This is a genomic window from Gluconacetobacter takamatsuzukensis, assembly GCF_014174275.1.
Lineage (GTDB): Bacteria > Pseudomonadota > Alphaproteobacteria > Acetobacterales > Acetobacteraceae > Gluconacetobacter > Gluconacetobacter takamatsuzukensis.
The window spans coordinates 218514-232646 of sequence record NZ_JABEQK010000003.1 but is presented as its reverse complement, the minus strand read 5'-3'; the positions used below and the strand labels follow the sequence as shown (position 1 = coordinate 232646).

General features: G+C 68.3%; 13 protein-coding genes. 6 read left to right on the top strand and 7 right to left on the bottom strand.

The window, feature by feature from the left end; all coding sequences use genetic code 11:
- The first annotated feature begins 2 nt into the window (after positions 1–2).
- The 4 genes from HLH27_RS05535 to uraH are packed head-to-tail and all read left to right on the top strand — an operon-like array spanning position 3 to position 2975.
- A complete protein-coding gene (locus HLH27_RS05535; RefSeq protein WP_182948792.1) occupies positions 3–1190 on the top strand; it encodes a pyridoxal-phosphate-dependent aminotransferase family protein in 1188 nt (395 codons plus the stop codon).
- Positions 1187–2092: an allantoinase PuuE gene (gene puuE, locus HLH27_RS05530; protein WP_182948506.1), complete on the top strand. Its 906-nt coding sequence runs from the start codon at positions 1187–1189 to the stop codon at positions 2090–2092. Before HLH27_RS05535 ends, puuE begins: the two co-directional genes overlap by 4 nt.
- Positions 2089–2625 (top strand): 2-oxo-4-hydroxy-4-carboxy-5-ureidoimidazoline decarboxylase, encoded by a 537-nt coding sequence (uraD, locus tag HLH27_RS05525; protein ID WP_246375507.1) that lies wholly within the window; start codon positions 2089–2091, stop codon positions 2623–2625. Before puuE ends, uraD begins: the two co-directional genes overlap by 4 nt.
- A complete protein-coding gene (gene uraH / locus HLH27_RS05520) occupies positions 2622–2975 on the top strand; it encodes a hydroxyisourate hydrolase (RefSeq protein ID WP_182948504.1) in 354 nt (117 codons plus the stop codon). Before uraD ends, uraH begins: the two co-directional genes overlap by 4 nt.
- 64 nt (positions 2976–3039) lie before the next feature.
- On the opposite strand, the gene HLH27_RS05515 is transcribed toward uraH, so the two are convergent.
- The 4 genes from HLH27_RS05515 to HLH27_RS05500 form a co-directional block, all read right to left on the bottom strand.
- Positions 3040–4068, bottom strand: a complete 1029-nt coding sequence (locus HLH27_RS05515) for an isocitrate/isopropylmalate dehydrogenase family protein (RefSeq protein ID WP_182948502.1) — start codon at positions 4066–4068, stop codon at positions 3040–3042.
- Between the two features lie 184 nt (positions 4069–4252).
- Positions 4253–6028 carry an aminopeptidase P family protein gene (locus HLH27_RS05510; RefSeq protein WP_182948500.1) on the bottom strand — a complete coding sequence of 592 codons (1776 nt, stop codon included), beginning with the start codon at positions 6026–6028 and terminating at the stop codon, positions 4253–4255.
- Positions 6029–6090: 62 nt separating this feature from the next.
- The gene (locus HLH27_RS05505) at positions 6091–6999 is read right to left on the bottom strand and encodes a 50S ribosomal protein L11 methyltransferase (protein WP_182948498.1); all 909 of its coding nucleotides are present in this window, start codon (positions 6997–6999) and stop codon (positions 6091–6093) included.
- Positions 6996–9260, bottom strand: coding sequence for an ATP-dependent helicase (locus HLH27_RS05500; RefSeq protein ID WP_220790310.1), 2265 nt, complete (start codon positions 9258–9260; stop codon positions 6996–6998). Before HLH27_RS05500 ends, HLH27_RS05505 begins: the two co-directional genes overlap by 4 nt.
- 159 nt (positions 9261–9419) lie before the next feature.
- On the opposite strand from HLH27_RS05500, the gene HLH27_RS05495 reads away from it, so the two are divergent.
- Entirely contained in the window at positions 9420–10067 is a 648-nt protein-coding gene (locus HLH27_RS05495; protein WP_246375504.1) for a JAB domain-containing protein, read from the top strand.
- A gap of 18 nt (positions 10068–10085) precedes the next feature.
- Here HLH27_RS05495 and HLH27_RS05490 read toward each other — a convergent pair whose 3' ends face one another.
- Complete coding sequence (locus HLH27_RS05490) at positions 10086–10793, bottom strand: HAD hydrolase-like protein (protein ID WP_182948494.1); 708 nt, start codon at positions 10791–10793, stop codon at positions 10086–10088.
- Between the two features lie 107 nt (positions 10794–10900).
- Here HLH27_RS05490 and HLH27_RS05485 point away from each other — a divergent pair, with 107 nt between their 5' ends.
- A complete protein-coding gene (locus HLH27_RS05485) occupies positions 10901–11530 on the top strand; it encodes a JAB domain-containing protein (protein WP_182948492.1) in 630 nt (209 codons plus the stop codon).
- Between the two features lie 22 nt (positions 11531–11552).
- On the opposite strand, the gene HLH27_RS05480 is transcribed toward HLH27_RS05485, so the two are convergent.
- A complete protein-coding gene (locus tag HLH27_RS05480) occupies positions 11553–13322 on the bottom strand; it encodes a sensor domain-containing diguanylate cyclase (RefSeq protein ID WP_338029847.1) in 1770 nt (589 codons plus the stop codon).
- Positions 13323–13547: 225 nt separating this feature from the next.
- Positions 13548–14129: a helix-turn-helix domain-containing protein gene (locus HLH27_RS05475; protein WP_182948488.1), complete on the bottom strand. Its 582-nt coding sequence runs from the start codon at positions 14127–14129 to the stop codon at positions 13548–13550.
- Positions 14130–14133: the final 4 nt, after the last annotated feature.

Below are 14133 nucleotides of genomic sequence, written 5' to 3'. Positions count from 1 at the left end.
TGATGGGGCCAGGTCCGGTGAATGTGCATCCGCGCGTGCTGCGTGCGATGTCGGCGGACATGCTGGGTCAGTTCGACCCGGAGATGACGGCCTACATGAACGAGACGATGGCGCTGTATCGCCGCGTGTTCATGACGGAGAACCGGTGGACCTTCCTGGTGGACGGCACGGCGCGGGCGGGGATCGAGGCGGCCCTGGTGTCGCTGGTCGAGCCCGGCGCGCGGCTGCTGGTGATCCAGGCCGGGCGGTTCGGGCTGCTGCTGTCGGAAATCGGGCAGCGGATCGGCGCAGAGATCCGCACGCTGGACATTCCCTGGGGCGAGGTGGCGAGCCTGGAGCAGATCGAGGCGGCGATCGTCGCCCACCGCCCGCAGGTGTTCGCGGCGATCCACGGCGATACCTCGACCACCATGGCGCAGCCGCTGGCGGGTGTCGGCGAGGTCTGCCGGCGCCATGGCGTGCTGTCCTATGTCGACGCCACGGCCACGCTGGGCGGCATGGCGGTGGCGACCGATGCGTGGGGCGTGGATGTGGTGACGGGCGGCCTGCAGAAATGCATGGGCGGGCCGCCGGGTTCGGCGCCGATCACGATTTCCGACCGGGCGGCGGCGCATATCATGAAGCGCCGGCATGTCGAGGCGGGCATTCGCGGCGAGGATCCGGACGAAGGGCCCGGGGCGCTGATCCGGTCGAATTATTTCGATCTGGCGATGGTCATGGAATATTGGTCGGAGAAGCGGCTGAACCACCATACCGAGGCGACCAGCATGCTCTACGCGGCACGCGAGGCGGCGCGGGTGATGGTGGAAGAGGGGCTGGAGGCGCGTTTCGCCCGGCATCGCGCGGCGGGTGCCGCGATGGGCGCCGGGCTGCGGGCGATGGGGCTGACCTTGTATGGCCAGGATGCCCACCGCATGACCAACGTGACCGGCGTGTATATTCCCGGCGGGGTGGATGGCGAGCGGGTGCGGGCGCGGATGCGCGGCGAATTCGAGATCGAGATCGGCACCGCGTTCGGGCCGCTGGCGGGGAAGATCTGGCGGATCGGTGCGATGGGCTACAACGCGATGCAGCACAAGGTGCTGATCACGCTCGGCGCGCTGGAGGCCGTCCTGCGGGCCGAGGGGTACGCGCCGCCGGCGGGGGCGGCCATCGATGCCGCGCGTGCGGTGTACGAGGCAGCGCGATGAGTGTGCCTTATCCCCGCGACCTGGTCGGCTATGCCGGCAATCCGCCCGACCCGCGCTGGCCCGGCCAGGCGCGGATCGCCGTGCAGTTCGTGATCAATTACGAGGAAGGGGCCGAGAATTCGGTCCTGCATGGCGACGCGGGGTCCGAGGCCTTTCTGTCCGAGATGGTCGGCGCGCGCTCGGTGCCGGGCGCGCGGGCGATGGCGATGGAGAGCCTGTACGAATACGGGTCGCGCGCCGGGTTCTGGCGCCTGCGCCGGCTGTTCGTGGAACGGAACCTGCCCGTGACCGTGTTCGGGGTGGCCGCCGCGATGGCCCGCAACCCGGAAGCGGTGGAGGCGATGCTGGATGCAGACTGGGAAATCGCCAGCCATGGCCTGCGCTGGATCGATTACCAGGATGTTCCCGAGGCGCTGGAGCGCGCGCATATCCGCGATTGCATCTTGCTGCATACCCAACTGACCGGGTCGCGTCCGCTGGGCTGGTACCAGGGCCGGACCAGCCCGAACACCGCCCGCCTGGTCGCCGAGGAGGGCGGGTTTGTCTACGACGCCGATTCCTATGCCGACGACCTGCCTTATTACGATCGCCGCCATGGGCGGCCGCAGCTGATCGTGCCCTATACGCTGGATGTGAACGACATGCGCTATGTGGCGCTGAACGGCTTCACCGAGGGCGAGCAGTTCTTCCGCTATCTGCGCGATACGTTCGACACATTGTACGAGGAAGGCGAGGGCACGCCCCGGATGATGTCGGTCGGGCTGCATTGCCGCATCGCCGGCCGGCCAGGACGGGCCCGCGCGGTGGCCCGTTTCCTGGACCATGTCCTGGCCCATGAGCGGGTCTGGGTGGCGACGCGCCTCGATATCGCCCGTCACTGGCTGGAGGTCCATCCCGCATGAATGCCGCCATGCAGCGCGTGAACGAGATGGAGCCCGCGCGGTTCGTCGAACGGTTCGGCGCGCTTTACGAACATTCGCCCTGGGTGGCGGAGCGCGCGGCGCCCCTGCGCCCGTTCGCGGAGCCCGGCGCCATGCTGGCGGCCATGAACGGCGTGCTGGAGCGGGCGACGACGGAGGAGAAGCTGGCCCTGGTGCGGGCCCACCCCGAACTGGCGCGCCGGGCCGGGCTGGACCCCGACCTGACCCGGGCCTCGCAGGCCGAGCAGGCTTCGGCGGGGCTGGACCGGCTGACGCCGGAGGAATATGCGCGGTTCAACAGCCTGAATGACGGCTATGCCGCGCGGTTCGGTATGCCGTTCGTGATCTGTGTCCGCCTGTCGGACAAGGCGCTGATCCTGTCGGAGATGGAGCGGCGGCTGGCCCTGACGCCGGCGCAGGAGCTGGACACTGCGATTGCCGAGATCGGGAAGATCGCGGCCCTGCGGCTGACCGATGCGCTGGCGGTGCTGGCGCGTGAGGAGCAGGCATCATGAGCACCTTGTCCAGCCATGTTCTCGACCTGGTATCGGGCCGGCCGGCGGCGGGCATGGAGATCGCGCTGTGGTCGGGGGAGGTGTGCCTGTTCCGGGGGCGGACGAACGGTGACGGACGATGCCCCGATCTGGCGGGGGCGGGGGAATTGTCGCCGGGGGCCTATCGGCTGGAATTCGCCGTGGCTGCCTATTTCCGGACGCAGGGGGTGGCGATGAGCGACCCGCCGTTTCTGGATGTGGTGCCGATCGCCTTCGGGATCGCGGCGCCTGCGGCGGATGGCGTGGGCGGCCATTATCATGTGCCGCTGCTGGTCTCGCCCTACGGGTTTTCGACCTACCGGGGGAGCTGAAAAAAAACGCCCCGCCGAAGCGGGGCGCGGGCCCGCCGGTTCCCGAAGGGACCGGCGGCCTGGATCAGACCAGGTGCTGCTTCAGCGCGGCGGTGAATTCGCGCGTGCCGGACTTGCCGCCCAGATCGCGGGTCAGCAGTTCGGGCTTTTTGATCACGGCGCGGATGCCGCTTTCGATACGGGCCGACAGGTCGTCGCGGCCGATATGCTCCAGCATCATGTTCGCGGCGAGCAGCAGGGCCAGCGGGTTGGCCAGGTTCTTGCCGGCGATGTCGGGAGCCGAGCCGTGGACTGCCTCGAACACCGCGGCCTTCTCGCCGATATTGGCGCCCGGGGCCATGCCCAGACCGCCGACCAGGCCGGCCGTCAGGTCGGACAGGATGTCGCCGAACAGGTTGGTGGTGACGATGACGTCATACTGCCACGGGTCGATGACCAGCTGCATGGCGCACGCATCGACGATACGCTCGTTGCATTCCACGCGGCCTTCATATTCCTTCGCGACCTTGCGGCCTTCTTCCAGGAACAGGCCGGTCAGCAGCTTCAGGATGTTGGCCTTGTGGACCAGCGTCACCTTCTTGCGGCCATGCTTGACGGCATATTCGAACGCGAAGCGGACGATGCGGTTACATTCGGCGCGCGAGTTGTAGCCAGCGCCGGTCGCGATCCCGTGCGGGTCGTCGCCCACCGGAATGTAGCTTTCCATCGCCGCGTAATACCCTTCCAGGTTCTCGCGGACCAGGACCAGGTCGATCTTGTCGAACCGGGCGCCGGGGACGAACGTGCGCGTCGGGCGCAGGTTGGCATACAGCCCGAATTCCTGGCGCAGGGTCACGTTGATGGACTTGAAGCCGCCGCCGACGGGGGTGGTCAGCGGGCTCTTCAGGGCCAGGCCGGTGCGGCGGATGCTGTCGATCGTCTGCGGGGGCAGCGGATTGCCGGTCGCGTCAACCGCCGCCATACCCGCGAGCTGCTTGTCCCAGGCGAACGGCGCGCCAACCGCGTCCAGGATTTCGGTCACGGCATCCATGATTTCCGGGCCGATCCCATCGCCGGGGATCAGGGTAGCCGGAATGGTCTTTTCAGCGGACATTGTCGAACGTCTCCCTCTGTGCTTTGCCAGGCCCGACCTGCCGACCGTGCGTTCGCGAGGCGGGGCAGCCGGGCCGGAACCCGTATGGTCCTAGGCCTGTGGCAGACGGGTGACAATTGCACTCGCCCCCATCGCCGGGGCTTTCGCGGTCACATTATCTGGCGCTGTCCGGCGAGGTTTCGCGCTATTCCGCCATGATCGGGGCACACGCGGCGTCGAGCCATGCGCGGGCGTCGGCATCCAGTTGCGGCGCGACGATATCAAAAACGCGTGCATGGTACGTATCCAGCCACGCCGCCTCTTCGCGCGTCAGCAGGGAGGGGTCGATCAGCCGCCGGTCGAACGGTGCCAAGGTCAGAGTCTCGAACGCCAGGAAGCTGCGTCCGGCCTCGGCCGGGGTCGGATGGACCAGCAGCAGGTTCTCCAGCCGGATGCCGAAGGCGCCGGGGCGGTAATAGCCGGGCTCGTCGGACAGGATCATGCCCGCCGCGACGGCCACCGGGCGGTGAACCGGCGAGATCGCGCACGGTCCCTCGTGCACCGACAGGTAGCTGCCGATTCCGTGGCCGGTGCCGTGGTCGTAATCCAGCCCGTCCTGCCACAGCGCGTAGCGCGCCAGCGCGTCCAGCGCATGGCCCGTCGTGCCCACCGGAAAGCGTGCCCGCGCCAGGGCGATATGGCCCTTCAGCACGCGGGTGAAGGGGCCGCGCACGCTGTCGGGCCCCGGGCCCTTGCCGGTCCACAGCGTGCGGGTGACGTCGGTGGTGCCGAACGGATACTGGCCGCCGCTGTCGATCAGGTAGACTTCATCCGCGCCGATCGTGCGGGCGGATTCCGGGGTCACGCGGTAATGGATCACCGCCCCATGAGGGCCGGCGCCCGAGATGGCGGGGAAGCTTTCCTCGCGATAATCGGGGCAGAGGGCGCGAAACGCGTCCAGCCGGGTCGCGGCCTGCAATTCGTCCTGTCCGACGCCCTGGGTGTCGACCCAGTGCAGGAAGCGGCACAGCGCGACGCCGTCGATCACATGCGCCTTGCGCGCGCCTTCCTGCTCCACCGCGTTCTTGCACGCACGCGGCAGCGCGCACGGGTCGGTGGCGCGGCTGATGGTGGCGCCGGCTTTTTCCAGCGTCTGGATGAACCAGATCGCGGTGCCGACCGGGTCGACGCGCACCGTCTGGCCGGCCAGGGCCGCCAGCGCCGCGTCCAGGCCGGACGGCGGCAGGATACGGACCTGCGGGCCCAGCCAGTGGGCAGTGTCGGGCGGCACCCGCGCCGGGTCGACGAACAGGTCCACCCGCGCATCGGCGTGCAGGATGGCGAAGGCCAGGCAGGCAGGTGTGTAGGGGACGTCGTTGCCGCGAATGTTCAGCAGCCAGGCGATCGATGTCGGGTCGCCCACGATCGCCGCGTCCTGGCCGTCGGTGCGCAGGATAGCGGCCATGCGTTCCCGCTTGTCGGCACTGTCCTCGCCCGCGAAGGACAGGGGGTGGGGCAGGCAGGGGGTGCCGGGGGCGGCGGGCTGGTCGGTCCAGATCTGGTCCACCGGGTTGGCCGCCAGCGGCACCATGTCCAGACCGCGGGCGAGGAACGGCTGCAACCCGGCCTCGCCCACCAGGCGCGGGTCGTAGCCGATCCGCAATCCGCGCCCGCCCTGCGCGGCCAGCCATTCCGCCGGCGGCGTGTCGCGCAGATGCAGGCGGGCCCATGCGGTGCTGTCGACCTGCTGGTCCATCTGCGTAATGTACCGCCCGTCGGAGAACACCGCCGCCGGGCCGTCGCGCAGCACCACCGCCATGCCGGCGCTGCCGGTAAAGCCGCTCAGCCAGGCCAGGCGCTCGGCGTAGGGGGCGACATATTCGCCCAGATGCTCGTCGCCGCGCAGCAGGACGAAGCCGTCGACATCCATTTCTTCCAGCACGCGCCGCAGCGCGGGAAGGCGGGCTGGGATCTCTGGCATGTCTCTCGTCCTTTTGCTTTGAAAACAGGATATTCTGGTAATTACTGCGTGTGATGGGTGAGCTATCGCGACCCGTCGGGGCGGCGCAGGATGAGGGTCGACCAGTCGCCTTCCGTCAACTGCCGTTCCAGGACCAGGCCCTGCCGCCGGTGGGCGGCAACCACCATCCGGGCCTGGCTGTTCAGCAGTCCGGCCAGGATGGCGGTGCCGCCGGGGGCCAGGTGTGCCGCAAGGTCCTTCGCCATCAGGCAGAGCGGCCGGGCCAGGATGTTGGCGAAGATCAGGTCGAACGGGGCATGGCGCTTCAGCCCCGGCGTGCGCCAGCCATTGCCCAGCCGGGCGCTGACCAGCGTGGACAGGCCGTTCAGCGCGGCATTCTGCCGGGTGGTGCGGACCGACCACGGATCGATATCCACCGCCAGCACCGGGCGGTGCAGCAGGGCGGCGGCGGCCATGGCCAGGATGCCCGAGCCGCAACCCATGTCCAGGATCCGGTGCGGGCGGCGATGGGCCACCTGTTCCAGCGCGCGCAGGCAGCCCCGCGTCGATCCGTGCTCGCCCGAGCCGAAGGCCATGCCGGCATCGAGCGAGATCGCGATGCGACGGGATTGGGACGGGCCTTCCAGATGGGTTCCGCGTACCACGAAACGCTGCCCGACATCCTGTTCGGGGAAGGATTCGTAGGTGCGGGCCAGCCAGCCCTCGGCCTCGGTCCGTGTGCGTTCCAGATCGGCCGCATGGCCGGTAACGGCGGCGGCGAGGGCCAGGGCGGCCGTCAGTTCGGTTTCGCCGAAGCCCACATCGCGCACGCCCTCGACCCGCCACAGGATCTGGGTATCGTCGACTTCGAAGATCCCGATCGTGGAGCAGACGACCGACAAGGCGTCCTCGTACGCCATGACGGCGTCGGCGGGGACGGTGACGGCAATGGTTTCCAGTTCCGTCGCGTGGCGACGGGTCAGACTTGTCATGGTGCTTTCTCGACAAAACTGTCCAGGAGACGTTTCGGTCCGGCCTTGTCGAAGGCGACTTCCAGCCGGTTGCCCTCGACGGACGACACCGTTCCGTATCCGAATTTCTGATGAAAGACCCGCGTGCCGACCGCCATCGCCGCCTTGGCGGGGGCGGTGGCCGCATCGCCCGTGTCGGCCGCGCGCGGCCGGCGCGCGGTGATGGGGAAGGCACTGGAGAAGGCGGGGGCCTGGCCGAAGCCGCGGCTGCGGGCCTGGCTGGCGGCGCCGGTCGTGGTGACGTGCTCGGCCGGCAGTTCCTCGATGAAGCGGCTGGGCATGGCCGACTGCCAGTTGCCGTAGATGCGGCGGCTGGCGGCGTGGCTGATGATGGCCCGGTACCGTGCCCGCGTGATGCCGACATAGGCGAGGCGCCGTTCTTCCTCCAGCCCCTTCAGCCCGCCTTCGTCCAGTGTGCGCTGCGAGGGAAACACGCCTTCTTCCCAGCCCGGCAGGAACACGGTGTCGAATTCCAGCCCCTTCGCGCCGTGCAGGGTCATGATGCTCAGGCGCTCGGTGCCGGCGGCTTCCTCGTTTTCCATCACCAGGGCGACATGTTCCAGGAAATGGCCCAGGCTTTCGAAATCGGCCAGGGCGCGGACCAGTTCCTTCAGATTGTCCAGCCGGCCCGGGGCCTCGATCGAGGTATCGGCCTTCCACATGTCGATATAGCCGCTTTCCTCCAGCAGCGTATCGATGACCACGACATGGCCCTCGCGCGGCAGGGCCTCGCGCGCCCGCTCCAGGCAGGCGAGCAGGGCGGCCAGGCTGTCGCGGGCCTTTCCCTTGACCTCGCCGCGTTCCAGCATGGTGCCGATCGCGGCCGTCAGCGGGATGCCGCCGTCGCGGGCGGCCTGATGGAATTTCTGCATCGCGACGGCGCCGATGCCGCGCCGGGGCACGTTGATGATGCGTTCGAGCGCCAGATCGTCCGCCGGCTGGTTCAACACCCGCATATAGGCCAGTGCGTCGCGGATTTCCGCGCGTTCGTAGAAGCGCAGGCCGCCCACGACCCGGTAGGGCAGGCCCAGCGCGATCAGCCGTTCCTCGAACGCGCGGGTCTGGAAGCCGGCGCGGACCAGGATCGCGATTTCGGACATGCGGTGGCCGCCGGCGCGCAGGCGCTCGACTTCCTCGCCCACCAGCCGGGCCTCGTCGTCGGAATCCCAGACCGAGGCCACGCGTACCTTTTCGCCCGAGGCATCGTCGCGGCCGGGGCGCAGGGTCTTGCCCAGCCTGCCGTCATTATGCGCGATCAGGCCCGAGGCGGCGCCGAGGATCTGGGCGGTGGAGCGGTAATTGCGTTCCAGCCGGACGATGGCGGCGCCGGGGAAGTCGCGCTCGAAACGCAGGATGTTTTCCACCTCTGCGCCGCGCCAGGAATAGATCGACTGGTCGTCGTCGCCCACGCAGCAGATATTGGCCTGCTGCCCTTCGCGCTGGGCCAGCAGGCGCAGCCACAGATACTGGATGGTGTTGGTATCCTGGTATTCGTCGACCAGGATATAGCGGAACAGCCGGTGATACTGCGCCAGCACGTCGGGCCTGGTGCGCAGGATCTCGGTGACATGCAGCATCAGGTCGCCGAAATCGCAGGCATTGAGCTGCACCAGCCGCGCCTGGTAGCTGGCATAGATCGCCCGGCACTGGCCATTGGCGAAATCGCAATCCTCGGCCGGGGTGACGCGTTCGGGCGTCAGCCCGCGATCTTTCCAGCGCTGGATCACGCCCAGGATGCCCTGCGGGGGCCAGCGCTTGGTGTCGAGGCGCAACGGCTCGATCACCTGCTTGAGCAGGCGGAGCTGGTCGTCGGTATCGAGGATGGTGAAGCCCGAGCCGAGCCCCACATATTCGGCGTGGCGGCGCAGCATGCGCGCGCACAGGGCATGGAACGTGCCCAGCCACAGCCCTTCGACCGGTTCGCCCAGCAGCGTGCCGATGCGCTCGCGCATTTCGCGCGCTGCCTTGTTGGTAAAGGTCACGGCCAGGATCTGGTAAGGCCGCGCGCGGCCCGACAGCAGGATATGGGCGAAGCGGGTGGTCAGGACGCGCGTCTTGCCCGTCCCGGCGCCGGCAAGGACCAGCAGCGGGCCGTCGGTCGTCTCGATCGCCATCCGCTGTTCGGGATTGAGGCGCTGGAGATAATCCGGAGCGTCGGGGGTGGGGGCTGGGGTCTGGTTCACGGTTTCCGTATAGGGCGTCGCGGGACTATGACCAAGCATTGCGACCACGCATTGCGGACTCATTCCCGCGCCGGAGGACGGGTTCATCGGACAGGGGAGACAGGCAGCGTCATGACGCGGGCGGGCAGGGACGGCGGAAAGGGCGCGGGGCAGGCGGTTCCTTTCAGGGAAACCGGGCCGGCCGGGCATCGGGCGCGGATGCGCGCCCGGGTCCTGACATCCGGTGCCGCGTCGCTTGCGGATTACGAGATCATCGAGATGCTGCTGTTCGTCGGCGTGCCGAGGCGGGACACCAAGCCGCTGGCCAAGGCGCTGCTGAACCGATTCGGCAGCCTGGGCGCGCTGCTGTCGGCCACGCCCGACTGCCTGCGGGAGGCGGGCCTGTCGGGCCGGTCGGCGGCGGTGCTGGGCCTGCCGGGGGCCGTGGCCGACTGCCTGTCGCGCCCCGATCCGCTGACCCGCACCCCGATGCGGGACTGGGATGCCGTGCTGGCCTATTGCGACACGCAATTGGCCGATGCGCCGGCGGGCCAGTTGCGTGTTCTCTTCCTCGACAGCATCAACCACATCATTGCCGACGAGGCGGTGGACGAGAGCGGAGAGGGCGGCGCGCCCGAGCTGACCCAGCGCCATATCCTGCTGCGGGCGCTCGACCTGCACGCCACCGCTCTGGTCGGCATCCGCATCGTCCCGTCATGGCCGCCGCCGGTGGCGATGATCGAGGGGGACGCGGTGCTGATGCAGGCCATTTCCTACCACGCGCAGAATCTGTCCCTGACGGTGCAGGACCATGTGTTCCTGCGGCGCGGCCAGTGGCTCAGCCTGCGTCAGCAGCGCCGTTTGTAAGGGCGGGGCCCCGAGGGGTTACTCCGCCGCCGGATGGATATGCGCCGCCGACAACTGGCCCCGGATCGCCGCCATCAGCTCGCCGGGGTCGGTGACCAGCGCGTCCGCCCCGGCCTCGGTCAGTTCTTCCTCGCCGCCATAGCCCCACAGCACGCCCAGGCCCCGGATATGGTTGGCGTGCGCCCCGCTGATATCGAACCGGCGATCGCCGACCATGACGGCGCGGTTTCGGGCGATCTGGTGTTCCTCCAGCAACTGCGCGATCAGTTCCGGCTTTTCCGCGCCGGTGTCGTCGGGCCGGGCGCCGTACAGGGCCGTGAAATAAGGGGTCAGCTCCCGCAGTTCGAGGATCGCGCGCGCCAGGTGAACCGGCTTGGAGGTGGCCAGGAACAGCCGGGCGCCCGAGGCCGTCACGGCCTCGATCACCTCGCGCATGCCGGGGAAGACCGGGCTGCGATGCATGCCGTGCCGTTCGTAATGATAACGGTAGCGTCGCACGGCTTCTTCCGCCCGGTCGTCGCCGTAATGGGTGAGCACGCGCGCCACCAGATCGTGCAGCGGCGGGCCCACGACCCAGGTCAGGTCTTCCGCCGGATCGGGTTCATGGCCAAGATCGCGTATCGCGTCATGCAGGGAACTGATAATGCCGGCGCGGGAATCGACGATCGTACCGTCGAGATCGAGAAGAACCGCGTCGTGATGGTTGAGGGACGACAGAACATTCATACCGGCGATGGTCCTTTTGGCTCCATGAACAGTCCTTATATCCCTACCCACGCCGCTTCGCGACCATTGCCGGCCGGCTTTGCGGGCGAGCGGGGGCAGGGGGCGGCATGACCGCTCCCGCGACCGGTGCGGACGATGTGGCCCTGCTGTCCGCGATCCTGGTGCTGGTCCTGCCGCCGGGCGGCGATCCGGCGGCGCTGGCGCATGCGCTGCTGACGCGATTCGGGACCGCCGGCGCCGTGTTCGCGGCCGATGCAGACGAATTGTCGGCGGTTGCCGGCGGGCGCGTGCAGGTTGTCGTCATGCTGCCGCTGCTGCGCGAGGCGGCCATCCGGCTGATGCGCACGCGAATCCGCCAGGGCAGCCTGCTGGCGTCGCATGACGCGCTGATGGCGTATCTGCAGGCGGTGCTGGCGCGCGAGACGCTGGAGCAGTTCCGGGTGCTGTTCCTGGACCGGAATGCCCGCCTGATCGCGGACGAGGTCCTGGCCCAGGGGACGATCGACCAGACGCCCGTCTACCCGCGCGAGGTCATGCGCCGCGCCATTCGGCTGAAGGCGAGCGAATTGATCCTGGTCCACAACCATCCCGGCTGGAACCCGATGCCGTCGCGCGAGGACATCATGATGACCCGCCGGCTGGAGCAGATTGCCACCGTGCTGGGGCTGGCGGTGCGCGACCATGTCATCGTGGGCAATGGCGGCGCGACCAGTTTCCGGCAATCGGGCCTGCTTTGAGCCGCTGACGGGGACAGTCCCCTCAGGCGCCCTCGGCCGATTGCGCGGCGACGGCGGCGTCGGCGATCATCAGCCGGTTCCGGCCGCCATGCTTTGCGGCATAGAGCGCCTGGTCGGCACGCTCGATCAACGTTGCATGGTCTTCGCCGGGCTGGTGGCTGGCGATGCCCATGCTGATCGTGACGTGCAGGATCGGGCCCGAGGGGATCGCGATCGAATCCGCCGAGACCGCGCGGACCAGGCGGCGGGCCAGACCGATCGCGTGCTCGGGGTTCTGGTCGATGATCAGGACCGCGAATTCCTCGCCGCCGATCCGGGCCACCATGTCGCCGTCGCGCACCGCGGCCAGCACGGTGGAGGCGACCCTGCGCAGCACGACGTCCCCGATCGGATGGCCGTAGCGGTCGTTGACCAGCTTGAAATGATCCAGGTCGAAGATCGCGACCGCGATCTTCGCTGCATCCTCTGCCAGGCAGGCGTGGAGCGCCTGGAAGAAGGCGCGCCGGTTGGGTAGGCCCGTCAGTTCGTCCGTGTTGGCCGCGTGCTCGTTGGCTTCGGCGATCTGGCGGTTCTGCTCGTCCTGCGTCATCTGGTCGGTCACGTCGCGGATCAGGCCGCCATATCCCAGATCTTCATCCAGGCGATGGGCCAGGATCTCGACATGCCGGATCGTGCCGTCGCGGCGGCAGATGCTGACGACCTGGCGCAGGTCTTCCCGGCTGCCGGACACGAGTTCGGCCAACGCCCGGCTGAGGGCGACGCGATCCTCGGGGATGATGCTTTCCAGCATGTGCTGGCCCAGCCGGTATTCGACCGGCACGCCGAATAATTGCTCGGACGCCGGATTGAGGTAGCTCCAGCGCCCGAACGCATCGACCCGGAACAGCACGTCGCCCACCCGGTCGGCCAGATGGCGGAAATCCCGCAGGCGCCGTTCGGCCAGCGCTGCTTTCTGGTCGCGCTGGGTCAGCACCGCCCCCAGCGGCAGGGCGCAGAAGAAGATCGTCGCGAGGTCGAGCTGGAAAATATAGATCCTCAGCGAGTCCGGCCCGTGAAAGGGCATGACCGGGCCGATATCGGTGAAGATGAAATAGCTGCCGATCATGGCGATGATCGCGACGGCCAGTGCGGCGCCCTTGGCATAGAGGTGATAGGTGGCCAGAAGCAGCGGAGGCAGGAGCAGGAACTGGAACGGATAGTGGGACTGGCCGTAGACCATGATCGCCGCCCCGGCGACCAGCGCCATCAGGCCGCCGGCCACGACCGGCGAGGGGGCCTCATGGTCCGCGTCGCCCTTGGTGTCGTATGGGTTCAGGGCCAGTAGAACCGGAACCGTGATCAGCAGGCCGGGCAGGTGGGCCATCATCCAGGCCATCGCGCCGCCCAGCCAGTCGCGCCCCTCGCTGAAATACAGCGCTTCGCCGGCGATGGCCGCGGAGCAGAGCACGGCCACGGATGTCATGACGGCAAAACGGAATGCCCATCCGGGATGTTCGAAAAAGCCGGAGGTCGGGCTGAAGCGGCGGGTCAGAAAAACGGCGAGCAGGATTTCGGTCAGATTGGCGCTGGCAAAGCCGACGCTGGTGATCCACGGGCGATGGTCGCCCAGATTGACCATGGTCGACAGGACCAGGAGCAGCGGGGGAAACAGCCGCCAGTCGAAATTTCGGACGCAAAGGGCCGATGTCACCAGAATGGCGTTGGCGGGCCAGATCATCGCGGAGCTGCCCCCATGCCGGGTCCATGCGACGCTGGCAATGGCGACAAGGCACCAGACCATGCATGTCAGCACGGTCGACAGCCTGCTTCTACCCGCCAAGAACCCCCCCATGGCCGCGACCCGCCCACCGTTGTAATTTCAATTATCACCAACCGCCAGTTGATGGACAGATGCCAACATCGGCAAAAGCCGGGGGAGCTGCCGGTCAATGCGCCTGGCGGCGTATCGGGGATGCGTTTTTCGCGTTTCGGGGGCTTTCGCGACCGGAGCGAGGACGTGCGCCCTGCCGACGGGCGGTCAGTCGGCCTCTTCGGCCTGCCTGGTCTGGCGTTCGACATATTTCTGGACGCTGATCTTCAGCGCGACCGGCAGGCGGCGATAAAGGTCGATCAGGTCGTGTTCGTCCATCGAGAGATCCATGGGGAAGGTCTGCTCGGTCATGCCACTGAGGAAGAGTTCCACTGGCACATGGAACAGCTCGGCCAGTCTTGGGATATGGATGCGCGCGCTGCTGCGGCCGGTTTCGAGGGCGGCGACGGCGGAGCGGCTCAGGCCCAGCGCCGTGGCCAGTCCGGACTGGCTCATGCCGCAGGCCGAACGCAGGGTGACGATCTTCTTGGCGAGTTCGGCCGAGGGCGAGGCCTTCTCGCCGTCATTGCCGGCCAGCGTGGCGCCGTACGCGCGGATCCATTCGCGAAAGAGGCGCGGGGTCACCAGATGGCCGGCCTGCCCGGTCGGGGTGCTGCCGGCCGGGCAGGACGGCGATATCTCGGTGTAGGAGAGCCGGCCCCTGGGGAGATCGCGTACCCGTCGGGCCGGGAGAGACGGGTCCTGCGGGGTCCAGATCTGTCCGGGCTGGAGAAGAATGCGGCGCGCCATGGGG